The organism is Methylobacterium sp. WCS2018Hpa-22, assembly GCF_031843785.1.
Taxonomy (GTDB): Bacteria; Pseudomonadota; Alphaproteobacteria; order Rhizobiales; family Beijerinckiaceae; genus Methylobacterium.
The window spans coordinates 407,320-433,164 of sequence record NZ_JAVTJA010000001.1; the positions used below are offsets into that span (position 1 = coordinate 407,320).

Annotated in this window: 26 protein-coding genes; 11 read left to right on the forward strand and 15 right to left on the reverse strand. The window is 67.7% G+C overall.

Annotated elements, in window-relative coordinates; genetic code table 11:
- Positions 1–150: 150 nt before the first annotated feature.
- On the reverse strand, positions 151–1,167 hold the full coding sequence (locus RQI43_RS01835) for an NADP-dependent oxidoreductase (protein WP_056433610.1): 1,017 nt from the start codon (positions 1,165–1,167) through the stop codon (positions 151–153).
- A gap of 177 nt (positions 1,168–1,344) precedes the next feature.
- On the opposite strand from RQI43_RS01835, the gene RQI43_RS01840 reads away from it, so the two are divergent.
- Positions 1,345–1,749, forward strand: a complete 405-nt coding sequence (locus RQI43_RS01840; protein ID WP_311274001.1) for a DUF4174 domain-containing protein — start codon at positions 1,345–1,347, stop codon at positions 1,747–1,749.
- An 84-nt stretch (positions 1,750–1,833) separates the two neighbouring features.
- Here the strand turns inward: RQI43_RS01840 and RQI43_RS01845 are convergent, their stop codons facing one another.
- On the reverse strand, positions 1,834–2,355 hold the full coding sequence (locus RQI43_RS01845; RefSeq protein ID WP_056433616.1) for a hypothetical protein: 522 nt from the start codon (positions 2,353–2,355) through the stop codon (positions 1,834–1,836).
- 281 nt (positions 2,356–2,636) lie between these two features.
- On the opposite strand from RQI43_RS01845, the gene RQI43_RS01850 reads away from it, so the two are divergent.
- Positions 2,637–3,365: a phosphodiester glycosidase family protein gene (locus tag RQI43_RS01850; RefSeq protein WP_311274105.1), complete on the forward strand. Its 729-nt coding sequence runs from the start codon at positions 2,637–2,639 to the stop codon at positions 3,363–3,365.
- 10 nt (positions 3,366–3,375) lie between these two features.
- Here the strand turns inward: RQI43_RS01850 and RQI43_RS01855 are convergent, their stop codons facing one another.
- From RQI43_RS01855 to RQI43_RS01870, 4 genes are all read right to left on the reverse strand, one after another.
- Positions 3,376–3,732 carry a hypothetical protein gene (locus RQI43_RS01855; RefSeq protein ID WP_056433621.1) on the reverse strand — a complete coding sequence of 119 codons (357 nt, stop codon included), beginning with the start codon at positions 3,730–3,732 and terminating at the stop codon, positions 3,376–3,378.
- Positions 3,733–3,752: 20 nt separating this feature from the next.
- The gene (locus RQI43_RS01860) at positions 3,753–4,871 is read right to left on the reverse strand and encodes an NADH:flavin oxidoreductase/NADH oxidase (protein WP_311274002.1); all 1,119 of its coding nucleotides are present in this window, start codon (positions 4,869–4,871) and stop codon (positions 3,753–3,755) included.
- Between the two features lie 590 nt (positions 4,872–5,461).
- Positions 5,462–7,405: a propionyl-CoA synthetase gene (locus tag RQI43_RS01865; protein ID WP_311274003.1), complete on the reverse strand. Its 1,944-nt coding sequence runs from the start codon at positions 7,403–7,405 to the stop codon at positions 5,462–5,464.
- A 166-nt stretch (positions 7,406–7,571) separates the two neighbouring features.
- Complete coding sequence (locus RQI43_RS01870) at positions 7,572–7,754, reverse strand: YdcH family protein (RefSeq protein ID WP_056433631.1); 183 nt, start codon at positions 7,752–7,754, stop codon at positions 7,572–7,574.
- A 221-nt stretch (positions 7,755–7,975) separates the two neighbouring features.
- On the opposite strand from RQI43_RS01870, the gene RQI43_RS01875 reads away from it, so the two are divergent.
- The 5 genes from RQI43_RS01875 to RQI43_RS01895 all read left to right on the forward strand — a co-directional run bounded on the left by RQI43_RS01875 (position 7,976) and on the right by RQI43_RS01895 (position 11,770).
- Positions 7,976–8,194: a YdcH family protein gene (locus RQI43_RS01875; protein WP_056433634.1), complete on the forward strand. Its 219-nt coding sequence runs from the start codon at positions 7,976–7,978 to the stop codon at positions 8,192–8,194.
- A gap of 286 nt (positions 8,195–8,480) precedes the next feature.
- Positions 8,481–8,978, forward strand: a complete 498-nt coding sequence (gene purE, locus RQI43_RS01880) for a 5-(carboxyamino)imidazole ribonucleotide mutase (RefSeq protein WP_311274004.1) — start codon at positions 8,481–8,483, stop codon at positions 8,976–8,978.
- Entirely contained in the window at positions 8,975–10,078 is a 1,104-nt protein-coding gene (locus tag RQI43_RS01885; RefSeq protein ID WP_405030534.1) for a 5-(carboxyamino)imidazole ribonucleotide synthase, read from the forward strand. Before purE ends, RQI43_RS01885 begins: the two co-directional genes overlap by 4 nt.
- A gap of 299 nt (positions 10,079–10,377) precedes the next feature.
- Positions 10,378–11,250: a tetratricopeptide repeat protein gene (locus tag RQI43_RS01890; RefSeq protein WP_056433639.1), complete on the forward strand. Its 873-nt coding sequence runs from the start codon at positions 10,378–10,380 to the stop codon at positions 11,248–11,250.
- 10 nt (positions 11,251–11,260) lie between these two features.
- Positions 11,261–11,770, forward strand: coding sequence for a lysozyme inhibitor LprI family protein (locus RQI43_RS01895; RefSeq protein WP_207411370.1), 510 nt, complete (start codon positions 11,261–11,263; stop codon positions 11,768–11,770).
- A 123-nt stretch (positions 11,771–11,893) separates the two neighbouring features.
- On the opposite strand, the gene RQI43_RS01900 is transcribed toward RQI43_RS01895, so the two are convergent.
- The 4 genes from RQI43_RS01900 to RQI43_RS01915 form a co-directional block, all read right to left on the reverse strand.
- Entirely contained in the window at positions 11,894–12,349 is a 456-nt protein-coding gene (locus RQI43_RS01900; RefSeq protein ID WP_311274107.1) for a GNAT family N-acetyltransferase, read from the reverse strand.
- Positions 12,350–12,354: 5 nt separating this feature from the next.
- Positions 12,355–13,350 carry a class II fructose-bisphosphatase gene (glpX, locus tag RQI43_RS01905; RefSeq protein ID WP_056433649.1) on the reverse strand — a complete coding sequence of 332 codons (996 nt, stop codon included), beginning with the start codon at positions 13,348–13,350 and terminating at the stop codon, positions 12,355–12,357.
- Positions 13,351–13,396: 46 nt separating this feature from the next.
- Positions 13,397–14,719: a homoserine dehydrogenase gene (locus RQI43_RS01910; RefSeq protein ID WP_311274005.1), complete on the reverse strand. Its 1,323-nt coding sequence runs from the start codon at positions 14,717–14,719 to the stop codon at positions 13,397–13,399.
- 159 nt (positions 14,720–14,878) lie between these two features.
- Positions 14,879–15,628, reverse strand: a complete 750-nt coding sequence (locus RQI43_RS01915; RefSeq protein ID WP_311274006.1) for a ceramidase domain-containing protein — start codon at positions 15,626–15,628, stop codon at positions 14,879–14,881.
- Between the two features lie 86 nt (positions 15,629–15,714).
- Between RQI43_RS01915 and xth the strand changes: the two genes are divergently transcribed.
- From xth to RQI43_RS01935, 4 genes are all read left to right on the forward strand, one after another.
- Entirely contained in the window at positions 15,715–16,509 is a 795-nt protein-coding gene (xth, locus tag RQI43_RS01920; RefSeq protein ID WP_311274007.1) for an exodeoxyribonuclease III, read from the forward strand.
- A 161-nt stretch (positions 16,510–16,670) separates the two neighbouring features.
- Positions 16,671–17,918 carry a DUF3419 family protein gene (locus tag RQI43_RS01925; RefSeq protein ID WP_311274008.1) on the forward strand — a complete coding sequence of 416 codons (1,248 nt, stop codon included), beginning with the start codon at positions 16,671–16,673 and terminating at the stop codon, positions 17,916–17,918.
- A complete protein-coding gene (locus RQI43_RS01930; RefSeq protein WP_311274009.1) occupies positions 17,915–18,571 on the forward strand; it encodes a class I SAM-dependent methyltransferase in 657 nt (218 codons plus the stop codon). Before RQI43_RS01925 ends, RQI43_RS01930 begins: the two co-directional genes overlap by 4 nt.
- Positions 18,572–18,638: 67 nt before the next feature.
- The gene (locus tag RQI43_RS01935; RefSeq protein WP_056433674.1) at positions 18,639–19,262 is read left to right on the forward strand and encodes a glutathione S-transferase family protein; all 624 of its coding nucleotides are present in this window, start codon (positions 18,639–18,641) and stop codon (positions 19,260–19,262) included.
- A gap of 141 nt (positions 19,263–19,403) precedes the next feature.
- Here RQI43_RS01935 and RQI43_RS01940 read toward each other — a convergent pair whose 3' ends face one another.
- The 5 genes from RQI43_RS01940 to RQI43_RS01960 form a co-directional block, all read right to left on the reverse strand.
- Positions 19,404–20,303: a tetratricopeptide repeat protein gene (locus RQI43_RS01940; protein ID WP_056433677.1), complete on the reverse strand. Its 900-nt coding sequence runs from the start codon at positions 20,301–20,303 to the stop codon at positions 19,404–19,406.
- Complete coding sequence (gene ilvD, locus RQI43_RS01945) at positions 20,290–22,020, reverse strand: dihydroxy-acid dehydratase (RefSeq protein WP_056433680.1); 1,731 nt, start codon at positions 22,018–22,020, stop codon at positions 20,290–20,292. Before ilvD ends, RQI43_RS01940 begins: the two co-directional genes overlap by 14 nt.
- 590 nt (positions 22,021–22,610) lie before the next feature.
- Positions 22,611–23,420, reverse strand: coding sequence for an ethanolamine ammonia-lyase subunit EutC (gene eutC, locus RQI43_RS01950; RefSeq protein WP_311274010.1), 810 nt, complete (start codon positions 23,418–23,420; stop codon positions 22,611–22,613).
- Positions 23,417–24,817 carry an ethanolamine ammonia-lyase subunit EutB gene (locus RQI43_RS01955; RefSeq protein ID WP_311274011.1) on the reverse strand — a complete coding sequence of 467 codons (1,401 nt, stop codon included), beginning with the start codon at positions 24,815–24,817 and terminating at the stop codon, positions 23,417–23,419. The genes eutC and RQI43_RS01955 overlap by 4 nt, the downstream gene beginning before the upstream one ends.
- Before the next feature lie 53 nt (positions 24,818–24,870).
- Complete coding sequence (locus tag RQI43_RS01960; RefSeq protein WP_311274012.1) at positions 24,871–25,614, reverse strand: hypothetical protein; 744 nt, start codon at positions 25,612–25,614, stop codon at positions 24,871–24,873.
- Between the last annotated feature and the right edge of the window lie 231 nt (positions 25,615–25,845).

Sequence of the window (25,845 nt, forward strand, 5' to 3'; positions counted from 1 at the left end):
GGAAGGGCCTCACGCGCCGTCCGTCCCGTTCGCCCTTCATGAACGTCGGACAGGCGGCCCGCAATCGGGAGGGCGAATTTGTCCCCACCGATCACAGGTCGATGTTCTATCTTTGTTCGTTTTGGCGCGCAAGGATCGCGCACCTGCTGGTCACGCGATCCGCACCAGCATCTTGCCAAAATTCCGGCCTTTCAGCAGTCCGATGAAGGCCTCCGGCGCCGCCTCCAGTCCTTCGACGATGTCTTCCCGATGCTGGATGCGCCCTTCTCTCAGCCAGGTTCCGACCTCACTCAGGAACTCCTCCTCCTGGTCGGCGAAATCCCACACGATGAAGCCGCGCAGGGTCAGGCGCTTGGTCAGGATGGCGCGCATGATGACGGGGCTGCGGTCCGGCCCCGAAGGCAATTCGGTGAGGTTGTAGCCCGAGACGAGGCCGCAGACCGGGATGCGGGCGAAGTCGTTGAGGAGCGGCAGCACGGCGTCGAACACCGCGCCGCCGACATTCTCGAAATACACGTCGATCCCGTCGGGACAAGCGGCGGCAAGCGCGCCGGGCAGGTCGTCGGTGCGGTGATCGACCGCCGCGTCGAAGCCGAGCACGTCGGTGAGGTAGGCGCATTTCTCAGGACCGCCCGCGATGCCGACGGCGCGCGCGCCCTTCAGCTTGGCGATCTGGCCGACGAGGGAGCCTACCGGCCCGGCAGCGGCGGCGACCACGACGGTCTCGCCCGCCTTCGGCTGCCCGATGGTGAGGAGGCCGGTATAGGCGGTCATGCCCGGCATCCCGAGGACGCCGAGCGCCGTGCTGACCGGCGCCGCTTCTGGATCGAGCTTGCGCAGCCCCTGTCCCTTGGTTACCGCGAAATCCTGCCAGCCCCCGAAGGCGGTCACCACGTCGCCCTCGTGGAAATCCGGATGCCGCGAAACCACCACCTCCGATACGGTGGCCCCGACCATGGGCGCGCCGATGGCGACAGGCTCGGCATAGGATTTCGCCGCGCTCATCCGTCCGCGCATGTAGGGATCGAGGGAGAGGAGGCGGTTGCGGAGCAGCACTTCCCCCTCCCCCGGCGTCGGTGTGCGGCTCTCCTCGAGCCGGAAATGCGCGGCGGTCGGCTCTCCGTGCGGACGGGAGGCGAGGACGATGCTGCGGTTCACGGCGACCATGATCTGACGCTCCGGTTGTGATGACGAATCCGCTGAACGGGCGTGCGGGAATCGAGGGACAACCCGACAAGGCCGATCTGGCTCGGGGTGTTCCCGTCGCAGGGCCGGGGCACCGCCCGCGCCGAGCGGCGTTGACGCCCATGGGCACATGCCCGTCACCCCGATCGGTATACCCGGATGGCCAGCCCGCTTCTCCTCGCCAGTATCGCTGCCATGTCCGGCCTTGCGTCGCAGGCACTCGCCGAAGATCCCCTCGCCGCCCATCGCTGGACATCACGCGTTCTGGTCATCGTCGCTCCGGACGGTGAAGACCCGCGGATCGAGGCGCAGAGACGCGAGGCGCGGGCGCGACGGGCGGATTACGCGGAGCGCGACCTCGTCGTGGTGGAGGCGATCGGGACAGGCGCCGAGGCCAAAAGCATCCGCAACCGCTTCGGGATCGGGGACCGGGACTTCCGTGTCGTGCTGGTGGGCAAGGACGGCGATGCGAAGCTCGTCGAAGCCGCCCCGATCCCGGCTCCCCGCCTGTTTTCCACTATCGATGCCATGCCGATGCGCAAGGACGAGCGAGGCCGGCGATAGCGTATGGGTTGGCCGAGGGGGCAACGAAAAAGGGACCGCCGAGGCGGTCCCTTTCCCATTGAAGTCTTCTCGAACGAGACCGGCTCAGTAGCAGCGCTCGACCAGGACCCGGCGAGGTCCGTACGGAGTCCAGCGGGTACGCGGGACGGTGTAGCATTCGCCACCGTAACCGCCGTATCCGCCATAAGCGGCCGGGGCGTAACCATACCCGTAGGCCGGGTATCCGCCATAGCCACCGTAGCCGCCATAGAGTCCGCCAGCGGCGAGGCCGAGGCCCACACCGAGGCCGAGACCGCCGAGGCCGTAGCCGTAGCCACGGCCGTAACCACCGCGCCAGCCGTAGCCGCGATGCCCACCCCAGCCGCCGCGATAGCCGAAGCCCGCGCTCCGGAAGCCGCCGCGATAGCCGCCGAAGCCGCCGTGACCGAAGCCCCCGCGGCCGAAGCCGCCATGGGCGAATCCACCGCGGCCGAAGCCGCCATGGCCAAACCCGCCACCATGGCCGAATCCGCCGCCATGGCCGCCCCAGCCGCGGGCTTCCGCCGTCGCCGGGATCATCGCCAGAGCGCCGACCATCGCGGTCGCTGCCAGAACAATGCGTTTCATCGTCTTGTCTCCAAAGACAGGTTCTTGTCCCCAGTGGTTGCAGAACGCCCCGGCTCCGCAAAGGGTTCATGGCGCATTTTGTCCCGCACCGGCCGTGCCGATCACAGCTCGGTGAGACGGGCGACCGTCACGCCTTGAAAACGCCTCCGGTTTCGGGCGAGGACACCCCGCGCCACGCCGTCCGCATGGGACGGCGGACGGTTCGTTCGCCCCGGGATTCACCGATGACGTCAACGCGACCCAACCTTGCCCGTGCTGTTGCCCGAGCCTTTGCCGGGGCCATGCTCCTCGCGGGCGTGGCCGGACTCGCTCCCCTACCTGCGCGGGCCGCGCCCGCCACAGCCTCTCCGTGTAAGGCGGTGCAGTCGGAGGGCGAGACCTTCACGATCTGTACGGTGGATCTGCGCCGCGAGCGGGTCCGGGTGTTCTGGCTCGGCGCCGACGGCCTGCCCTATTCGTCGCTGTCGACGCTGGGCGAGAAGATCGGGCCGAAGCTCAGCTTCGCCATGAATGGCGGCATGTACGACAAGGGCCAGGCGCCGGTCGGCCTCTATGTGGAGGAGGGCCGCGAGATGAAGGGCGTCTCCACCGCCAACGGGCCGGGCAACTTTCACCTCAAGCCCAATGGCATCTTCTACGTGAAGGGCGAGCGCGCGGGCGTCGCCGACACGGCGCGCTACCTGCGCCAGAAGATCAAGCCGGATTTCGCCACTCAATCGGGGCCGATGCTGGTGATCGACGGCAAGATCCATCCGAAGATCTCCACCGACGGGCCGAGCCAGAAGATCCGCAACGGCGTCGGCGTCCGCGACGACGGCCGCACCGCCATCTTCGCCATTTCCGAGCGCCCCGTGACCTTCGGTTCCTTCGCCCGCCTGTTCAAGGACACGCTCGGCTGCGCCAACGCGCTGTTCCTCGACGGCAGCGTGTCCAGCCTCTACGCGCCGGGCATCAACCGGTCGGACATCAGCCGGCCGCTGGGGCCGCTGGTGGGGGCGGTGGCGAAATAGGGTGGCCGAATCAGGCCAGCCGCGTCCGCTTGCCGAAGGCGACCCTGAGCCGCGCCTTGGCGAGTTCGGCGATCTCCGTCATCGATTCGATCCGCACCATCGGCATCTCCGCGCCGATGAGGCTCGTCGGCTCGAAGCTGAAGAGCAGGTGGCGCACGCCGATCTCCAAGGCCGTCACCCCGTCGGACTGGGTGAGGTCTTCGCCGAAAATCTCGATGAGCGGCCCGTCGGGGTCGCCCTTCTCGATCTGGATGATGAAGTAGCCGGCCGGCTCCTCCTCGTCATCCGCGCCGGAGATCAGGCTGATGCCGTTCTCCTCGTCGTAGCGGACGCGCTGCACCGTGATCGTCGTGATGTCGTCGTCCATGGTCTTTGCCTGAAATCGGGTCAGCGTTGCCCGAACTGGGTGTCGCGGAACAGGGTCTTGAACTGACGCGGCTGGCAGCGCCAGTACTGCTTGGGCGCACTCACCTGGGCGCCGAGCTCGGCCGCCGCATGCCACGGCCAGCGCGGATCGTACAGCATGGCGCGGGCGAGCGAGACCGCATCGGCCTTGCCCTCGGCCAGGATCGATTCCGCATGGGCCGCCTCGGTGATGAGGCCGACCGCGATCGTGGTGAGCCCGGTCTCGGCCTTCACCCGCTCGGCGAAGGGAACCTGATAGCCGGGCGAGAGCGGGATCTCCTGGCGCGTCGAGAGGCCGCCGGTGGAGACGTGGATCGCCGCCGAACCGCGCCGCTTCAGCGCATGGGCCAGTTCCACGGTCTCGTCGAGAGACCAGCCGCCCTCGACCCAATCGGTGGCCGAGACCCGCATCCAGACCGGCTTACCGGCCGGCACGACCTCGCGCACCGCCTCGAAACATTCCAGCGGAAAGCGCATGCGGTTCGCGAGGCTGCCGCCATAGGCATCCGTACGGCTGTTGGAGAGCGGCGAGAGGAACTGGTGCAGCAGGTAGCCATGGGCGCCGTGGAGTTCGAACCCGTCGATCCCGATGCGCAGGGCGCGCTTCGCCGTCTCCACGAACCCGTCGCGGATGCGCTTCAGGCCCTCCGCGTCGAGGGCGTGGGGCGGCACCTCACCCTCACCATGGGCGATGGCTGACGGCGCCTCCGTGCGCCAGCCGTCCGGCATCTCCGGCTCGATCTGCGAGCCGCCGTCCCAGGGGGCGCGGCTCGAGGCCTTGCGACCGGCATGGTTGATCTGGATCGCGATGGGGATCGGCGCACGGAGCCGCACCGCATCGAGCACCCGGCCCAGCGCCAGCTCGGTCTCGTCCGAGTAGAGGCCGAGATCGGTGGGCGAGATGCGCGCCTCCGGCGAGATCGCGGTGGCTTCCAGCGTCAGTAGGCCCGCGCCCGACATGGCGAGCTGCCCCAGATGCATCAGGTGCCAATCGCCCGCTTGGCCCGCATGGGCCGAATACTGGCACATGGGGGCGACGATGATGCGGTTGGGCAGCGTCAGGCCATCGAGAGACAGAGGCTCGAACAGGCGTGCGGTCATGTGCGGGCTCCGGTTTTGGCTGAAAGCCTAGATGGAGCACCTGTCTCCCCCGCGCCAGGGATGGACGGGCCACATCTGCGTTTCCCGAACGCCCAAAGCGTCTCCGTCTGCGATACTCCCACATCTCGCGGGCCGCTCGGGTCCCCTCTCCTTCCAGGCAGGGTGATCGCATATGACACCACACCGTCATTCCGCGTCGCCACAGGCGAGCCCGGACCCGGAGGGCCGCGCCAGAGGCGTGCAATCCAGAGCCGCTGACAGTGTAAAGTCCTGCACTACTTGTGTTTCTGGATCCCGGGCTCCGCTACGCGGACCCGGGATGACGGGGGGGTGCCAGCGGGTTTCTGACAAGCAAATTGGCATATGCGATCGCCCTGCCTTCTAGGAGAGTGAGCCCGTCGCGCCTCACGTCACCATCTCTTTGAGAGAGGAACAGCCATCGAGCAGATGGGTGAATCCAAAAGCTGTCAGCGCAGGGCGTGCAGCTTCAGCGGCTCCCCTCGTCGCTGGGAGCCTGACGCTGCGCTTCTTCTTCGACTGGCGCCGGAACGGGTTCCGCTGAAGCTTCATCAGTCCAGCCAAGGGAACGCTCAGCTCCCGATCCCCCTCCCCTTCAAGCTCTCGCCGATCTCGTCCAGAACGGCGGCGTCGTCGATGGTGGGTGGGGTGGTCCAGGCTTCGCCGTCGGCGATTTTCTTCATGGTGCCACGCAGGATCTTGCCCGAGCGGGTCTTGGGTAGCCGTGCCACGGTGAGGGCCAGCTTGAACGCCGCTACGGGGCCGATGCGCTCGCGGATGGAAGCGACGAGTTCGCGCTCGATCTCGGCGGTGTCGCGGGAGACGCCGGATTTCAGCACGACGAAGCCGCAGGGCTGTTCGCCTTTCAGCGCGTCGCGGATGCCGATGACGGCGCATTCGGCGACATCGGGATGGGCGGCCAGAACCGCCTCCATCCCGCCGGTGGAGAGCCGGTGCCCGGCGACGTTGATGATGTCGTCGGTGCGCCCGAGCACGGTGACGTAACCGTCCGCGTCGACGATCCCGGCATCCGAGGTGTCGTACCAGCCGGGATAGGTGGTGAGGTAGCTCTGGCGGAAGCGATCGTCCGAGCCCCACAGGGTCGGCAGGCAGCCGGGCGGCAGGGGAAGCCGCAGGGCGATCGTGCCCATCGTGTCGGGCGGCAGCGGCTTGCCGGCTTCGTCGAGGACGGCGAGATCGTAGCCCGGCATCGGCACGCAGGCGCTGCCATGCTTCACCGGCAGCATGCCGATCCCCACCGGATTGCCGGCGATGGCCCAGCCGGTCTCGGTCTGCCACCAATGGTCGATCACCGGCCGGTCGAGGGCCCGCTCGGCCCAGGCGACCGAATCCGGGTCGGCCCGCTCGCCGGCGAGGAACAGGGAGCGGAAGCCGGACAGGTCGTAGGAGGCGACGAGTTCGGCGCGCGGGTCGTCCTTCTTGATCGCTCGTAGGGCCGTCGGTGCCGTGAACAGGCAGGCGACGCCGTATTCCGCCGCGACCCGCCAGAGCGCCCCCGCATCGGGTGTCCCCACCGGCTTGCCTTCGTAGAGGACGGTGGTGCAGCCATGCAGCAGCGGCGCGTAGACGATGTAGGAATGGCCCACCACCCAGCCGATATCGGAGGCGCAGAAATACACCTCGCCGGGCTTCACATCGTAGAGGTTGGGCATCGACCAGGAGAGCGCCACGCAATACCCGCCGGTATCCCGCACCACGCCTTTGGGTTTGCCCGTCGTGCCCGAGGTATAGAGGATGTAGAGCGGGTCGGTCGCCGCGACGGGGACGCAATCGGCGCTGATCCCGGCCGCCTTCGCGCGGGAGACCGTCTCGGCCCAGTCGCGGTCGCGTCCCTCCACCAATCCCGCCTCCGCCTGAGGACGCTGCAGGATGAGACAGGCCGCGGGCTTGTGCGGCGAGGCCGCGATGGCCGCGTCCAGCAGCGGCTTGTAGGGCACGACCCGGCTCGGTTCGATCCCGCAGGAGGCGGCCAGCACCACCTTCGGGGCGGCGTCGGCGATGCGGATCGCGAGTTCGTTGGCGGCGAAACCGCCGAACACCACGGAATGGACCGCGCCGAGACGTGCGCAGGCCAGCATCCCGAACACGGCTTCGGGAATCATCGGCATGTAGATGACGACCCGGTCGCCCTTCTCCACGCCGAGCAGCGAGAGGATGCCGGCGAGGGTCGCCACTTCGTCGCGCAGGGCCGCGTAGCTGATCGTCCGCTTCGTTCCGGTGACGGGGGAATCGTACAGGATCGCCGCCTGCTCGCCCCGTCCCTTGGCCACATGGCGGTCGACGGCGTTGTGGCAGGCATTCAGCGTCGCGTCGGGAAACCAGCGTCCATAGGCACCGGCCTCCGGGTCGAAGGCGCGGGAGGGGGCGGTCTCCCAGTCGAGCGCATCGGCGGCCTTCAGCCAGAAACCTTCGGGATCGGCGAGGGAGGCGGCATGGACCGGGCCGTACGCGTCTGGTGCTTCAGCCGATTCGGGAGGTGTCGCGGCAGCGTCCATGGCGGTTCGTCCCTGGATGGCCGGTCGAAGGATGCCGGCTTGATCGGGGATTGTAGCTCAAGCCGCGCCCAAGGCGACACGGCCGACACCACCACAAACCAAAGCCGCCGCGCTGTGGAGCGCGGCGGCGTCGTTCTGGAAATTACGAAATGGCTTGGAACGGGCGTTAATGCACCGAGTCGGTCGCGGCACGAAGCCGGTTGATCTCGTCCTTGAGGTGAAGTTTGCGTCGCTTCAATTCTGCGATCCGTAGATCGTTCTCAGACGGGCTTTGAATCGCGGAATGAAGTTCCCGCTCGAGGGCTTCGTGCTTGAGGGCGAGTTGGCTCAAATGCGTCTGCAGCGACATGAGTCGTTTCTCCTGTCTCGTTCCGACTCAGGTAGATTGGCATAGTATGAGCCGGCTGTCGAAACCGGATTCGGGTGTTGGGCAACATTAGTTAATCGTGCCCGGCGAAGCCCGCTGCGATGGAAGAAGCATCTTCCAGAGCGAATTGCGGCCACCGCCTTGCCGCAGGGGCGTGTGTGCCGCATGGTTTCAACAAGGGGCGTGTCGGGGCTGCAGGTGCGATGGCGGGTGAGTTCGAGGATGACGGGACGGCGGAGTTCGTCGAAGAGCTGGCGCGGCTCCGCCAGGAGCACCGCGACCTCGACGGGGCCATCGACGCCTTGGAACTGAGCGTCGCCGGCGACCAGTTGCAGATCCAACGCCTGAAGCGGCGTAAACTCGGCCTGCGGGACCGGATCTCCTATCTGGAAGACCAGATCACGCCCGACATCATCGCCTAGAGCTGCGCCCGACCACGTCGGGTCGGGCACATCTTCAGGCCTTCTGTTCTGCCGCGCTCTTTTTCGCCGAGCCTGCATCCACGTCGGCGGAGAGCGCTCTGGAACCGGTTTGCCTTGAGCACAGGATTGGCTCGGGCACCGTCTTGCGGGCGGTCGCCCGCCCGCGTATGCGGCACGGTCCGGGTGCAGGATCGCTTCCCGGGATCGCGCCGCCACGAAGACATGGCCTGAACCCGGCCAAGCACGACCAGGCGGCCGCGATCGTCTCGGGAAGGAAGTGACGACGATGGCGGGAGCGCCCCCGGTCGCGATCATCATGGGAAGCCAGTCCGACTGGGCGACCATGCAGCACGCCGCCGATACCCTCGATGCCCTTCGCGTGCCGCACGAGGCGTTCATCGTCTCCGCCCATCGCACGCCGGACCGCCTCGTCACCTTCGCCAAGGGGGCGAAGCAGGCGGGCTACAAGGTCGTGATCGCCGGCGCTGGCGGGGCCGCGCATCTCCCCGGCATGACCGCCGCCATGACCTCACTGCCGGTCTTCGGCGTGCCGGTGGAATCGAAGGCCCTGTCTGGCCAGGACAGCCTGCTATCGATCGTGCAGATGCCGGCCGGCATTCCCGTGGGCACCCTCGCCATCGGCCGGGCCGGTGCCGTCAACGCGGCCCTCCTCGCTGTCGCCGTCCTGGCCCTGACCGACACCGCCCTCGCCGAGCGCCTCGATGCGTGGCGAGCCGCGCAGACCGCATCCGTGGCCGAGAGGCCGGAGACACAGATTCCGTGACCGACATGTCCCTCACGCCCGGTTCCACCCTCGGCATCATCGGCGGCGGCCAGCTCGGCCGCATGATCGCGCTGGCCGCGGCCAATTACGGCCTGAAGGTCCATGTCTACGCCCCCGATGCGGCGAGCCCGGCCTTCGATGTCGCTGCCGAGACGACCTGCGCGGCCTATGACGATTCAGACGCCCTCGCCCGCTTCGCGGCGAGCGTCGACGTCGTGACCTACGAATTCGAGAACATCCCGCGGGAGACCGCCGACCTGCTGGCGCGCCACGCGCCCCTCCGCCCCAGCGCCGACGCCCTCTCCACGACTCAGGACAGGTTGTCCGAGAAGAGCTTCATCAACGGCCTCGGCATCGCCACCGCGCCGTTCCGGCAGATCGACACGCCGGACGACCTCGCCCGCGCGCTGGAGGCGATAGGCCTTCCCGCCGTGCTGAAGACCTGCCGCTTCGGCTATGACGGCAAAGGCCAGCGCATCATCCGCACCGCCGAAGAGGGCGACCGGAACGCGATTTTCGCCGAGTTCGGCGGCGCGCCGCTCATCCTCGAAGGGTTCGTGCCCTTCGAGCGCGAGGTCTCGGTGGTGGCGGCCCGTTCCCCCGATGGAAGCTTCGCCGCCTTCGACCTGTGCGAGAACGAGCACCGCGACCACATCCTGGCGCTCACACGCGTGCCCGCACCGAACCTGTCGGAGGAGACCGCCCGGAAAGCGGTGGAGATCGCCCGCAGGATTGCCGAGGCCCTGGACTATGTGGGAATCCTCGCCGTTGAGATGTTCCTGGTGCGTGATGAGGCCGGCGAGCATTTGATCGTCAACGAGATCGCGCCGCGGGTGCACAATTCCGGGCATTGGACCATCGAGGGCGCGGTGACGTCGCAATTCGCCCAGCATGTGCGCGCCGTCTGCGGCTGGCCCCTGGGCGATGCCTCGCGCGTCGCCAGGGCCTCCGTCGAGATGCAGAACCTGATCGGCGACGATATCGACGCCTGGCAGGCGCTCCTCGCCGAACCCGGCGCGCATCTGCACCTCTACGGCAAGGGTGACGCCCGGCCGGGCCGCAAGATGGGCCATGTCACGCGGGTGATCCCGGTTGTGTAGACGCCGCGGGTGAGGCGCAAAATTGCGCCTTTTCTGCAACACCGGCCCTCTGCCTCGATCCCGCTCATCGCGTTCTCGACCCTGCCCCGGCGCGAGCCATACCTTCGCCACATCGCGACGCTTGAGCGGGTGCACCGGCGCTCTTTTAAGCGCGTGTTCACCGCGATGCGGGATCGTGCCGGAATTCGCCGGCCCCCGCGTTGCGCAGCCCCTCACGGAGCGCGCCGGCGGCGGGATGGGCGACAGCAGCGGACGGGAGCGTGCCTTGGGGGCATGGCGATCCCGAGGGGAGAGGGGCAATGACGTTTGTAGTGCCGCGCGCGAAGGCGGGTCTGATCGGGGCCGTGGCGATGGCGGCGGCTTTGGCCGGGTGCGAGACCTATGGCGGTGGCGGGGCAGCGGCGACGCGCCAGTTCGCCGTGGTCGAAACCGATTCCACCGGTGCCACCAACGTCAACATCGCCTCCCTCACCGAGGTTATCCAGCGCAATCCCAACGATGCCGGCGCCTATGTCACCCGCGGCGCGGCCTATGCCCGTTCGGGCCAGTTCAACGACGCCATCGGTGACTTCTCGAAAGCCGTCCAGATCGATCCGAATTCGGCCTCGGCCTACAACAACCGTGCCCTAGCCTACCGCCAGACCGGCCGCAACGACGCGGCATTGGCCGATTTCTCGAAGGCGATCTCCGCGGATCCGAGCTACGGGCCGGCCTATATCGGCCGCGCCAACGTGCTGCGCGCCCAGGGCGATCTCGACGGCGCCACCTCCGACCTCAACCAGGCGATCCGCCTGACGCCGGAATCGGCCGAGGCCTACCATGCGCGCGGCCTCGTCCGTCAGCGCCAGGGCCAGAACACCCAGGCCATCGGCGATTTCGACGCCGCCATCGACCGCAATCCCTTCGTCGCCGCGCCCTACGCCGCGCGCGGCCAGAGCCTCATCGCCACGAACCAGTTCGACAAGGCGATCGAGGATTACAACGCGGCCCTCAACGTCAACAACAAGGACGCCACCTCCTGGGCCTATCGCGGTCTCGCTTACGAGAAGTCGAACCGCAAGAAGGAGGCGATGGAGAGCTACCAGCGGGCCGCTCAGCTCGAGCCCGGCAATCCCGTGGCCAAGCAGGGTCTCGGACGTGTGCAGGGCGGCGTAGGCACCCTCTTCAACTGAAGCCCGCACGATGCGCGGAGGATTCTCGAACGGCATCGCCGCCTTGGCGATGCTCACCCTGTCGTCGGGCGGAGTCGCCCTCGCCCAGACGGATACGGGCCGTCAGGCCTCGTCCGACTTGGCGACGATCGAGCGTTGCGTCGGATCCGCCAAGGACGACGGCGCGCGCCTGTCCTGTATCGGGCGTGTCTCCCAACCCTGCATCGATGCGCCGGACGGTTCGGGCTCGTCCACCATGGGCATGAACGGGTGCTACGCCCGCGAGATCGCGGCCTGGGATACGCTCCTCAACCGCACCTACAAGGATTTGGGCGCGGCGATGAGCGAGAGCGCCAACCTCTCCCTGCGCGACGCTCAGCGGGCCTGGATCGCGTTCCGCGACAAGGCCTGCGAATGGCCGTCCCTCGTTTATCCCGGCGGCTCCATCATCGGCCCGCTCAGCGGCGAATGCCTGCAGATCCAGACCGGACGGCGCGCCCTCGACCTCGACCGCATCAAGGCAGCGCTCACCGAGCGATAGGCGTCGGGTGGGGGGCCTGAAGGGACGGATGGAGTCAGCGTGTCGGGGCCGCTTTTGAACGATTTCATTGAGAAATTCGGATGTCTGGGTCACTAACCCCAGGTCCACCATCACGTCGTCCGTTCAGCCCGGCGGCAAGATCCGCCGGTACTGGATGAAGCCCGACCGGTCGGCGAGCGTATCGTACAAGGCGCGGGCCGGTGCGTTGTCTTCCATCGTCAGCCAGTGGACGCGGTCGGCTCTGGCGTGACGGGCCTCGGCCATCACCGCCTCGATCAGGGCGCGGGCGACTCCCTTGCCCCGGGAGGACGGCGCCGTGAACAGGTCCTGCAGGTAGCAGTACGGTCCACGCGTCCAGGCCGAGGCGTGGAAGACGTAATGGACGAGCCCCACCGGGACGCCCTCATCCTCGGCCACCAACGCATGGATGGGCACGAGGGGATCGTGGATCCGCGACCACGTCAGGTCGCGGGTCTCCGCCGGGATCGAGGCGCGGTAGAAGTCGAGATAGCCCGACCACAACCCCTCCCAGGCCTCGCGCTCGTCGGGCCGGACGGCGCGGATCGCGAGGCCCGGCACGGCGGTCACGCTTCGAACCGCTCGGGGCGGCGATGCTCGCCGACGATGCGGCGGACGGTGCCGGTGGACGAACGGTAGACCACCGTCTCCGTCACGATCATGCCGGTCTTGAACCGCACGCCCTGCAGGAGCGCCCCGTCGGTGACGCCGGTCGCGGCCACGATCACGTCGCCGCGCGCCATGTCGGCGAGCTCGTATTTGCGGTTCGGATCGCTGATGCCCATCCGGGCCGCGCGCTCGCGCTTGTCGTGGCTGTCGAGGATCAGACGGCCCTGCATATGCCCGCCGATGCAGCGCAGGACGCCAGCCGCGATGACGCCCTCGGGTGCCGCGCCGATGCCGAGATAGATGTCGGCGCCAGTCTCGTCCGGGCTCGTCGTGTGGATGATGCCCGCGATGTCGCCGTCCGAGATCAGGCGGATGCCGGCACCGGTCTCGCGCACGGCGGCGACCAGGCCCATATGGCGCGGCCTGTCGAGGATGATGGCGGTGATTTCGGAGGGGGCGCAGCCCTTGTGGCGGGCGAGCGCCGCGATGTTGTCGGCCGGGCTGGCATCGAGATCGACGAGGCCCTGGGGATAGCCGGGGCCGATGGCGATCTTCTGCATGTAGACGTCGGGCGCGGCGAGCAGCGACCCGTGCTCGGCGAGCGCCATCACCGCGATGGCGCCGGGCATGTCCTTGGCGCAGAGGGTCGTCCCCTCCAGCGGATCGACGGCGATGTCTACCTTCGGCCCAGCCCCGGTGCCGAGTTGCTCGCCGATATAGAGCATCGGCGCCTCGTCGCGCTCGCCTTCGCCGATGACCACCGTGCCGTTGATCGGCAGGAGGTTGAGCTCGCGCCGCATGGCGTCGACGGCGGCCTGGTCGGCCTCCTTCTCGCGTCCCTGGCCGCGAAGCCGGGCAGCGGCGATGGCGGCGCGCTCGGTCACGCGCGCCAGTTCGAGGCTCAGGGTGCGGGTGACTGGATGTCCCGTCTGCCCAATCGTTTCGTCCGCCATCCTGGTCCCGTCCCTTGTCGTGTCTGGGCCGCGATGGGCGGCCTTCTTATTCGCGTTCGATCCTGATCAATTGCGGCGCTTCGGCAAGGAGTCCATCCGCCGCGATGGCGTCGAGCGCCGCGCGTATGGTGCCTTCCGTGGCCGCGTAGGTGATCAGTACCAGGGGCACCGGCTGGCCGGAGCGGCCATGCGGGTCCTTGGTGGCGGCGCTCTCCGAGCGCCGCTGCAGGATGCTTTCGATAGAGATGTCGCGCTCGGCCATCCGCGTGGCGACACCCGCCGCGACGCCGGGCCGGTCATGCACGGTGAGGCGGATGTAGTAGCCGCCCTCGTGCCGCTGCATCGCCACCCGCTCGGACGGCGCGAGGCTCATGGCGGGGCGTCCGAAGGTCGGCCGCACGACGCCGGCCGCGATGTCGGCGATGTCCGCCACCACCGCGGAAGCGGTCGCCTCGCCGCCAGCTCCTGGGCCGATCAGCGTCAGCTCGCCCACCGCATCCGCATCGATGGTCACGGCGTTGGTGACACCCATCACCTGGGCGATGGCGGAGGATTTCGGCACCATGGTCGGGTGGACGCGCTGCTCGATACCTCCCTCGGCCACCTGTGCGACGCCGAGCAGCTTGATCCGGTAGCCGAGTTCCTCGGCCATGGTGAGATCGAGCGGTTGGATCGCCGAAATGCCTTCCACCGAGACGCCCTCGGCGTCGATCTCCACACCGAAAGCGAGGCTGACGAGAATGGCGAGCTTGTGGGCGGTGTCGAACCCCTCGACGTCGAAGGTCGGGTCGGCCTCGGCATAGCCCAAAGCCTGCGCATCCTTGAGGCAGGCTTCGAAGGTCAGGCCCTCCCGCTCCATCCGGGTGAGGATGTAGTTGCAGGTGCCGTTCATGATTCCGTAGACGCGCGACACGGCATTGCCGGTGAGCCCCTCGCGCAGGGCCTTGATGACGGGGATGCCGCCGGCGACGGAAGCCTCGTAGGCGAGGGTCACGCCCTTGGCCTCGGCGGCTTTCGACAGGGCCGCGCCGTGATGGGCCAGCAGCGCCTTGTTGGCGGTGACCACGTGCTTGCCGGCCGCGATGGCGGCCTCAACCGTCGCCTTGGCCGGGCCTTCCGAGCCGCCGATGAGCTCCACCACGCAATCGACCTCGCCCGAGGAAGCGAGGGCCACCGGATCGTCGAACCAGGTCACGCCGGAGAGATCGAGCCCGCGGTCGCGGGTCTTGTCGCGCGAAGAGACGGCGGTGACGCGCACCGCGCGGCCCGTGGCGGCGGTGATGGCTTCGGCGCGGCGAGCCACCATCCGGACGACGGAAGCGCCGACGGTGCCGAGACCGGCGACGCCGAGGCGGAGGCTCTGTGACATGGACGCGATCCGTATTTGACTTCGCTCGGCCGAGCGCGGGCAACCCGTCGTTCGAGCCTGTGCGTGACACCGCTCCTTCGAACGGCCGGCTCTTCTGCAACGAATCCCTGTGGGGTGCAAGAAAACCCGTGGTTCAGTGCGACGCGGCGTCGAGCGGGCCTATCGGAGAACGACGGAGCCGTCCTCCTCAGGGCGTGAACGCCGATCGTTCACCTTCGCCTCGAAGCGCCACGCCGTGGCGATGAGGCCGTACAGGACGGCGGCGTTGAGACAATGCCAGAGGAAATGGGTGCCCATGGGCAGGCTCGGGCAGAGCGCGGCGTCCAAGGTCCGGAAAGTGAGCGAGAGGGCGAACAGAGCGGCGATGGCGAGGAGCGAGAGGCCGGCGCGGCTCCGTGCCGGGCCGAGGGAGCATGTCTGGGGCATCAGCAAGCCGACGGCGACGCCGGCGAGGGCCAAGATGGCGGGCGCGTAGGCGATAGAGCCGTTGCTCAAGCGGTCGATGGATTGGCCCGTGAGCGCGTCGAGGGCCGGTTCCAGCCCGGCAGCGAAGCCGGCAAAGCCCAGGGTCGCCAGGATCGCCGGAACGAGGGTGAGCCCGAGGAGCCGTCGAAGGGCGAGGAAGAAATAGGCGTAGATGAAGAGGGCGATGGGGATGACGTCGGCGAGCATCGCCCAGCGGACGGCGACGGTGTGGAACAGGAACGACCCGATTCCGACGAGGGCGACGAGCCCGGCCAGCGCCGTCGCCGCCCGGTCTCGTCTCGGGCCGGAGCCGGCAAGGCGAAAGGCCAGGAACGCGGCGACGAGGAAGGCGGCGTTGGAGGCGGCGTTCAGCGGCTCGGCCAAGAAGCCCGCATCCCCGCGCTCGCAATAGGCCCGGATCGGTGCGAACCAGCCGTCGGACATCCTGTTTTCCTCCCCTCCGCATGCCTTGCCAGCCCGACGCGAAGGCCCGATGACGGGCGACCCTCTCCGACCGGATCTCAGAGCCCATGCGGATCGCCACCTGGAACGTCAATTCGATCAAGCAGCGGGTCGGCCATCTCGTCGGCTTCCTCGACGAGGCCAAGCCCGACGTGGTCTGCCTGCAGGAGCTGAAATGCCAGGACGAGGGCTTTCCCCGCGCCGAGATCGAGGCTGCGGGCTACGCCGTCGAGACGCTGGGGCAGAAGGCATATAACGGCGTGGCCCTGCTGGTGCGGGCGCCGCTCACCATGAGCGAGATCCGCCGTGGCCTGCCCGGCGACGAGACCGACGAGCAATCCCGCTACATCGAGGCGCTGATCTCGGGAGAGGATGTGGCCCCCGTCCGGGTGGCCTCGATCTACCTGCCCAACGGAAATCCGACGCCGGGACCGAAATACACCTACAAGCTCGGCTTCATGGAGCGGTTGAGGGTGCATGCGCGTGCGCACCTCGCCGACGAGCGGGCCCTGGTGCTGGCGGGTGATTACAACGTGATTCCCGAGCCCGAGGACGCGGCGGATGCGAGCGCCTGGGTGAACGACGCGCTGTTCCTGCCCGAGACTCGTTCCGCCTTCCGCGCCCTCCTCGCCGAAGGATTCACCGAGGCCCTGCGCGCCTGCGACCCTCGGCCGGGCCTCTACACGTTCTGGGATTACCAGGCCGGCTGCTGGCAGCGGAACCAGGGTATCCGCATCGACCACCTGCTGCTCTCGCCCCAGGCCGCCGACCGTCTGGTCTCGGCTTCCGTGCAGAAGCATCTCCGGGGCCTGGAAAAGCCCTCCGACCACGTGCCCGTGACGATCGAGCTTCGACCGCGCTGATCCGAGGCCCGAGCTAGTGACGTTCCGGGCGCGACCGCCCCGGGTGAAGGAATGATCTCTCATCGGATCCGTTCGGAGACGATCCTCCGTCACCGGGCGGTCATGCACATGCCGTAACGGCCCTGGAATCGATCACGCCAACCAGCGACGTGAGACCGTTCATGACGCGCGCAGCACGGGCCATCCGCCGCGAGACGAATCTGGGTCTCACTCAGGCCGTCCATCGCAACAGGGCCTTCTCGAAGGCGGGAGTGTCGGAACGCCTGTTCACGGCGGCCTTCAGCGGGTTGGTCTACCCACAGATCTGGGAAGACCCGGTGGTGGACATGGCGGCGCTTCGGCTGCGGCCGGAGGACCACGTCGTCACCATCGCCTCGGGAGGCTGCAACGCGCTCTCCTACCTCACGGCCAACCCGGCACGGATCAGCGCCGTCGACCTCAACGGCGCGCATGTGGCCCTGGGGAGGCTGAAACTCGCCGCCCTCCGGCACCTGCCCGACCATGCCGCGTTCTTCGGCTTCTTCGGCCGCCCCGCCCGGCCCGAGAACGTGGCCGCCTATGACGAGATCATCCGGCCGCATCTCGATGCCACGTCCCGGGCCTATTGGGAGACGCGGCGCCTCGATGGCGGGCGTCGTATCTCGGCCTTCGAGCGAGGCTTCTACCGCTACGGCCTGCTCGGGCGTTTCATCGGCGCGGGCCATTGGCTGGCCCGCCGCTACGGCTGCGATCTCAGTGCCGTTCTGAAGGCGCGGGACCTCGCCGAACAGCGGACGATCTTCGAGAAGGAACTGGCCCCGCTCTTCGAGAAGGCCTTCATCCGCTGGCTCATCCGCCAGCCGGCCTCGCTTTACGGCCTCGGCATCCCGCCCGCGCAATACGTGGCTCTGGCGGGCGACGGCCCCGGTGGAATGGCGGCCGTCTTGCGCCATCGCCTGGAGCGGCTCGCCTGCGGCTTCCCGATCCGATCCAACTATTTCGCCTGGCAAGCCTTCGGCCGCGCCTACGACACCGCGCCCGACGCATCGCTGCCGCCCTATCTCCAGGCCGTGAACCACGCGGCTCTACGCGAGCGCGCTGGCCGCCTCAGCTTCCGCCAGCAATCGATGACCGAATTCCTGCGGGAGAGCCCGGCCGCCAGCGTCGATGCCGTCATCCTTCTCGACGCACAGGACTGGATGACGGATGCCGACCTCACCGACCTGTGGACCCAGATCACCCGCGCGGCACGGCCCGGCGCCCGCGTGATCTTCCGGACGGCGGCGGACGAGCGTCGGCTGCCCGGCCGGGTCCCGGATTCCATCCTGGGCGCCTGGGACTATGCCGAGGAGGAGAGCCGTCGCCTCGGCGAGCAGGACCGGTCGTCGATCTACGGGGCGTTCCACCTCTACCGTCTGGCCTCTTCATGAGCGAGGCGGCGCGGCTGATGGACCGGATGTACCGCTACCAGCGGCACATCTACGATGCGAGCCGGAAGTTCTACCTCCTCGGCCGAGACGGCATGGTCGCGGATCTCCGGCTTCCCGCCGGGGGGAGCGTGCTGGAGATCGGGTGCGGCACCGGGCGCAACCTCGTGCGCATCGCGCGAACCTACCCGGATGCCCGATGCTTCGGCCTGGATGTCTCGGCCGAGATGCTCGCGACAGCGGGGCGCGCCACCGCCCGCGCGGGCCTCGCCCACCGCATCCGCCTCGCCCGGGGCGATGCCACGGCCTTCGACCCCGCCGCCCTGTTCGGGGAGGCGGTCTTCGACCGGATCGTGATCTCCTACGCCGTGTCGATGATCCCGCCCTGGCGCGCCGTCCTCGCCGAGGCGGCCGGTCACCTCGCTCCGGACGGCTCCCTGCACATCGTCGATTTCGGGGATCAGGGCGGTCTGCCGCGGCCGGCGAGATGGCTGCTCAACCGATGGCTCGCGGGGTTCCACGTCACCCCGCGACAGGGACTCGCCGACGCCCTCGCCGATGTGGCGCGCCTTTCCCGACGGCGGGCACGCGTGGCGCAGCGTTTCGGCGGCTATGCCGTGCATGGGGTGATCGAACGGGATCCGGGCCCTATCTGAGGTCATCCGAGGCACGGGCCATCGCGGCCCGCCTCACCCTCCCCGATCCAACAGGCCTTCCCTTCGCATGATTCTCTACGGCACGAGCTATTCGCCTTTCGTCCGCAAGATTCTCGTCACCCTCGCCGAGAAGAACATTACTTTCGAGCACGTTCCGGTGTTCTTCCACGCGCCGGACGAGGCGTTCCAGGCCTGCAGCCCTCTCGGTAAGATTCCGGCTTTCGAGGATGACGGCTTTCGGCTGGCCGATTCGTCGGCGATCTCGGCCTATATCGAGGCCAAGTATCCGAGTCCTGTCCTGTGGCCGCAGGCGCCGAAGGAGCGGGCGCGCGCTGTCTGGTTCGACAAGTTCGGCGATACCGAGTTGTTCGCGGTGCTGATCAAGCCCTTCGCCGAGCGTGTCGTGAAGCCTGTCCTGATGGGTAAGCCCGGCGACGAGGCCGTGGCGGTGAAGGCGGTGACGGACGAGTTCCCGAAACTCTACGATTACCTGGAGAGCCAGATCGACGGCCCATACCTTGTAGGTGACGCGTTCAGCATCGCCGACATCTCGGTGGCGACGACCTTCCACAACCTGCGTCTCGCCAAGGAGCCGGTCGATGCCGGCCGCTGGCCGAAGCTCGCCGCCTATATCGACGCGACGCTGTCGCGTCCGTCCTTCGTCACGGCGATCGCGGCGCGGACGAAATGAGCCTGCCGGGAGCCGGCCATTGCGCCCTTCCCGGATCGCCTAGAGCGCTCTCCGCCGAAGTAGGTGCCGGTTCGGCGAAAAAGAGCGCGGCAAAACAAAGGCCTGGTGATGTGCCCCGACCCAACGTGGTCGGGCGCAGATCTAGCGACGGCGCCGGGACGATCCGGTGACCTGCGACTGAGCCTGGAGGGCCTGGGCCTGAGCCTGGGCCTTCTCTTCTTCCGAGGCGGTGGCCCATGCCTTGTCGGACAGGGTGACGATCCAGTCGTCCTTGCGCCCCTGCGCCGATTCCCGCGCCAGCGACAGCCACATCAAGCCACGGGCCCGCTGTGCCGGAACGCCCTGCCCGTTCATCAGAAGGTTGCCCAGCAGGGCCTGGGCCGGAGCATGGCCCTTCTCGGCCGCGAGATTGAACCAGCGCGCGGCCTGACGCGGGTCGGCATCCACGCCGGTCCCCTCGAGGTAGAGGCGTGCGAGATTGTACTGGGCGTTCGGGTCGCCGAAATACGACGCTGCGTAGTTGAACATGTCGTAGGCCCGCTCCGGGTTCGGGCGCACGTAGGTGCCCTTGATCCCGTCGAGGAAATACGTGCCGAGCGCCGTGAAGGCGCTGGCGACCACGCCCGAATTCTGGGTGTCCGGCCCGTCATCGGTGTTGTCGTCGGCGATGCGCGAGAAGAACTCGAAAGCCTTCAGGTCGTCATGGGGCACGCCGTCGCCCTCGGCATACATCCGGCCGAGCTTCCACAAGGCAAGGGCGTGGCCCTGGCCGGCGGCGTATTCGAGGGCGCGGGCGGCCCCTTCCTTGTCGCCCGCATTGTAGTCACGGACGCCCGAGCGCAGGGCTTCGCGCGCCGTGCGGTAACCGCCCGTGGCAGGCACGGGCGTACGCGCGGCGGGATCCAGCGCCAGAGCCGAGGTGGCGCCGGCGAGGAGCAGCGCGAGGGCCGCTCCCATCCGCCTCACCCGACGTGCGGCGCGACCGGGATCGGCCCCTGCCGGCCGCACGGGCCGGCGAAGGTCAGTCCTAGACATCCGCATAGGTTTGAATCTCCTCGGCGCCCCCGGGATGGGTGACGGCGCCGTCCACTGCGGGACCGACGGTCTGCATGTATTTCCAGAGATAGCCGGAGGTCGCGGTGTTGGTCCGCGGTGTCCATTCCGCCCGCCGCTTGGCGAATTCCTCGTCGGTCACGGCCACGTCGAGCGTGCCCTTGATCGCGTCGAGGGTGATCATGTCGCCATCGCGGATTAGGCCGATCGGCCCGCCCACGGCGGCTTCCGGGCCGACATGGCCGACGCAGAAACCGCGCGTCGCGCCGGAGAAGCGTCCGTCGGTGATGAGGGCGACCTTGTCGCCCATGCCCTGGCCGTAGAGCGCGGCGGTGGTCGAGAGCATCTCGCGCATGCCGGGGCCGCCCTTCGGGCCTTCGTAGCGGATGACGAGAACCTCGCCCTCCTTGTAGGTGCGCTTCTGGACCGCCTCGAAACAGGCCTCTTCGCCGTCGAACACGCGGGCCGGGCCGGTGAAGACCTGCTTGTCCTCCGACATGCCGGCGACCTTCACGATGGCGCCCTGCGGCGCGAGGTTGCCGCGCAGGCCGACGACGCCGCCGGTGACGGTGATGGGCGCGTTGGCGGGCCGGACGACGTCCTGATCCGGGTTCCAAGCGACCTTTTCCATGTTCTCGGCGATGGTGCGGCCGGTCACGGTCATGCAGTCGCCGTGGATGAAGCCGTGGTCGAGGAGCGTCTTGATCAGCAGCGGGATGCCGCCGACCTCGAACATGTCCTTGGCGACGTAGCGTCCGCCCGGCTTCAGGTCGGCGATGTAAGGTGTGCGCTTGAAGATCTCGGCGACGTCGAACAGGTCGAACTTGATGCCGCATTCATGCGCGATCGCCGGCAGGTGCAGGGCCGCGTTGGTGGAGCCGCCGGAGGCCGCCACGGCAGCGGCGGCGTTCTCCAGGCTCTTGCGGGTGACGATGTCGCGCGGGCGGATGTTCTTGGCGATGAGCTCCATCACCTTCTCGCCCGCGGTCATGCAGAATCTGTCGCGGATCTCGTAAGGGGCCGGAGCACCGGCCGAATAGGGCAGCGCGAGGCCGATGGCCTCGGAGACCGTGGCCATGGTGTTGGCGGTGAACTGCGCGCCGCAAGCCCCGGCCGAGGGACAGGCGACCTGCTCCAACTCGTCGAGATCGTCGAGGCTCATGTCGCCGACGGCGTGCTTGCCCACCGCCTCGAACAGGTCCTGCACCGTGACGGGCTTGCCGCGGAACGAGCCCGGCAGGATCGAGCCGCCATAGATGAAGATCGACGGCACGTTGAGGCGCACCATGGCCATCATCATGCCCGGCAGGGACTTGTCGCAGCCGGCAAGGCCCACGAGGGCGTCATAGGCATGGCCGCGCATGGTCAGCTCGACCGAGTCGGCGATGACCTCACGCGAAGGCAGCGAGGCGCGCATGCCGGCATGGCCCATGGCGATACCGTCGGTGACGGTGATGGTGCAGAATTCGCGCGGCGTGCCGTTGGCGGCGGAGACGCCCTTCTTCACGGCCTGCGCCTGGCGCATCAGCGAGATGTTGCAAGGCGCCGCTTCGTTCCAGCACGAGGCTACGCCGACCAGCGGCTGGTGAATCTGTTCCTTGGTGAGACCCATCGCGTAGAGATACGACCGGTGCGGAGCCCGCTCGGGACCTTCCGTGACGTGACGGCTCGGAAGCTTCGACTTGTCTGTGGTACGCACGTCCATCGTCTCTCTCGGCCCCGTCTCAGCCGCTACAGGTGAAGCCCGGCTGTCGTTTCTCAACGCGATGACAGGCGACGCCGGCGAAGCGTCGTTCGACACCGTGAAGCGCAGTCTCGGAATTCAGCGGTAAAGCGTTGGGGAAACTGTCGTTTACCGCGGATGTTGAGGTGGTCCCGGTTTATGGCGGGATCGCGGCGAATGAGGGCGTCTCCCAAGGCGAAGTCGGGATGCTTTCGCGGTGTTGCGACCCCGCCACAGCCACGCTTCTTCCCGGGACCGGGTGCAGGCAGCAATGTCCGGTGAGAGCACGCTGATCCGTTCGACCCGAGCGAATAGCTATCGCAGCCGGCGCAGCGTCGAGGTTCGGCCATGCGCGAAGTAAGAGAGGGAGGACAACTGCTCTTTGCCTCGCTCCGGCAGGATATAAGCCGATCGCCATCGGCCGCGCCCACGAGATGTGCTCAGAATCGCGCTTTAGCGGAAGGTTTTTCCATTCGGTCGACTGAAAACGCGTCCGACTGAGACGTGCCCATTCCAGTCACAGTGCTCCACACTTCTCGGCTCGACTACCGTCGACTTCGAACAATGCTCCGTCAGGCGCGGGATGCGGTGTCGCTTCCGTCCCCGATCGCCTGCTGACGCGGCGGCGGCTCCAGGTCCGGCCCGCTGCCATCCTTGAGGTTCACGCCGGTGATTCCGCGCACGAACGCTTCTCGCAGAAGCCAGTCGAGTTTGAACGCCGCTAGCTCATGGGAGAGCCCGGCGGGGCGAACGTTCGAGATGCAGTTGCGCTCGGCATCCGAACGACCGACGCGCGGGTCCAGGGTCAGGTAGATCCCGAGACTGTCGGGCGAGGACAGGCCCGGCCGCTCGCCGACGAGGACGGCGACGGCGCGAGCCTTCAGTGCCGCGCCGATCCCGTCGCCCAGGGCGACGCGCCCCTGCGTCGCCACCACGATGGGAGCCAGCGTCCACCCGGCCTTGTCGATATGCGGCTTGAAGGCGGCGAGGAAACTGGCCGCACCCTCGTGCACCGCCCTTGCCGAGAGACCGTCCGCCACGACGATGGCGAGGTCCACCGCCTCAGAAGGTTTTTCGGCCAGGATCGTCGCACTCTCCTCGCCGAGCGTACGGCCGAGGTCGGGGCGACGCAGATAGGTGGCGCGATCCGGCGCCGCCGAGGCGAGGGTCAGGGTGGGATAGCCGAGTGCCTCGATCCCGGAGGCGACCTCGGCGGCATCCATCGGCGTGTGGACGGCATCCCGCGCCTGTGCATGGGCGAGCCCGAAGCGCAGCACCTCGATGGTGGGCATGCCGGTGCCGGCGCGCCCGAGGCCGATCCGCGCCGGCGTCAGGCGGCTCAGTCTTGCCCAGGGATCCTCGGAGGTGTCCTCGGCGCTCATGCGGCAATCCCCTTCTGGGCGGACAGGCCGGGAGCCGCCGCTATGAGGCGGGCGCTCGGTCCCTCGGGCAGGAGTGCGCCCTCCGCATCGGTCAGGCCGATCTGTTCGAGCCAAGCCTCGAATTCCGGCGCGCGTTTCAGGCCGAGCACCTCGCGCACGTAGAGTGAATCGTGGAACGAGGTGGATTGGTAGTTGAGCATCACGTCGTCGGCACCGGGAATGCCCATGACGAAGGTGCAGCCGGCCGCTCCCAGCAAGGTCAGGAGCGTGTCCATGTCGTTCTGGTCGGCTTCGGCATGGTTGGTGTAGCAAACGTCGCAGCCGAGCGGCAGGCCCATGAGCTTGCCGCAGAAATGGTCCTCCAATCCGGCCCGGATGATCTCCCGGCCGTCATAGAGATATTCCGGCCCGATGAAGCCGACCACCGTGTTGACGAGGAGCGGCCGGAACGGACGCGCGACGGCGTAGGCCCGTGCTTCCAGGGTCTGCTGATCAATGCCGTGATGGGCATTGGCCGAGAGCGCCGAGCCCTGCCCAGTCTCGAAATACATGCAGTTGTCACCCACCGTGCCGCGTTTCAGGGCAAGCGCCGCATCGTGCGCCTCCTTCAGGATGGGAAGCGTGACGCCGAAACTGGCATTGGCCTTCTGCGTGCCCGCGATCGACTGGAACACGAGATCCACCGGCAGGCCCCGGTTCATCGCCTCCAGCGTGGTGGTGACATGGGTGAGGATGCAGCCCTGCGTGGGGATCGCGAGGCGCTGGATCAGGTCGTCGAAGAGGTGGAGCAAGCCGCTCAGGGTGGAGACGGAATCGGAGGCCGGATTGAGGCCGATCACCGCATCGCCGCAGCCATAGGACAGCCCGTCGACGATGGCGGCGGTGATGCCGGCGGCATCGTCGGTGGGGTGATTGGGCTGAAGACGGACGGAGAGCCGGCCGGGCAATCCGATTGTGTTGCGGAACCTCGTCACCACCCGGCATTTGCGCGCCACCAGGATCAGGTCCTGATGACGCATGATCTTCGAGACGGCGGCGGCGATCTCCGGCGTGATGCCGGGCGAGATCCGGGTCAGCGTCTCGGAGGACGCCTTGATCAGGAACTCGCGGAAATCGCCGACGGTGAGATGGGCGATCTCCCTGAAGGCCACCGCATCGTGCGTATCAAGGATGAGGCGAGTGACGTCGTCCTCCTCGTAGGGAATGAGGGGTTTGGCCAGGATCTCCGACAGCGGCACCTCGGACAGGCACCAGCGGGCGGCCATCCCCTCCTCCGCCGATTCCGCCGCGATGCCGGCGAGCCGGTCGCCCGAGCGCAGCGGCGTCGCTTTCGCCATCAGGGCCGCGAGATCGGCGAAGATATGGGTTTTGGGGCCGACGATGTGGCGATAGGTCATTGTTTAACGCTCCTGCATCGTCGTCGCGAAAATCGAGCCACCCGGCAGAATCGTTATTCCACCTCTCGCCTTGAGCTGAAAAGACCGAGCTCCCGAAAGATCTGCGCCTCGAGGACGGCGCGAAGGACGACGCCGATCACGCCGAATAGCAGGACCAGGGTTCCACTGAGGATCACGGGTGGGTCCGTCCGCCCGTTCGTTGAGATGATTAGAGCGCCCAGGATGAGTGCGACCGCCACAAGCGGGATCGCCGCGCGGAATCCGATGTAGAAGATGGTCCAGACCTGACCGACCGTCGCGCGAAACGCGTCCCTGGCCGTGACCTCCAGACCTTCAATCGCGAGGGTCGGGCCCACGGCGAAGAGGCGGCACGTGACCCAGATGCTGACGATAACGATCGCGGGAAGGATCAGAAGTCCGAGTGCCGACTGGAGATAGGCTACGCCCCATGCCCACGGGATGCCGAGCAGATACCAGCCGAGGTGATAGGCGAGGAGATCCTTGCGCCGTATCGCCTCTCCGAGCAGGGCCCACATGCTCTGCGACCGCAGGCCCAAGGCATGGCGATAGATCGCCATCGTGTAGGAAACGATCAGGATGGTGACGCCGATGTCGAGCAGAACGTTCGACAGCGACCCGGTCGCGTTCCCCGAGCCGCCCATGCGATTCGAGAGGAGCAACTGGACGATCAGGACAAAGGTTACAAAAGCCGTCTCGCGCCAGAGTGATCCGAATGCCCGGAACGCTGCGCGGTAGGCCGCGGATGTGGAGCCGCGCACCTGTAGAGGAGCTGCCATCGTGCCTCGTTCCGTGATGCCGTCTGCATCGCAAGAGGCGAGCTATAGCTGGCCAGACCAGCTTTGGATTGAAAAAGCGAAGGTGATCCCCTTCATTTTGAGATCAGTCATGGAGGATGTGCAATCCGAGAACCGGCGGGGCGGTTCGGGCCTACCCCATCACCGTGGACGACGGGTACGAAACCGCGCCAGCATCGGTCGGACCCGGATCACAGGATACCGTCATCCTGT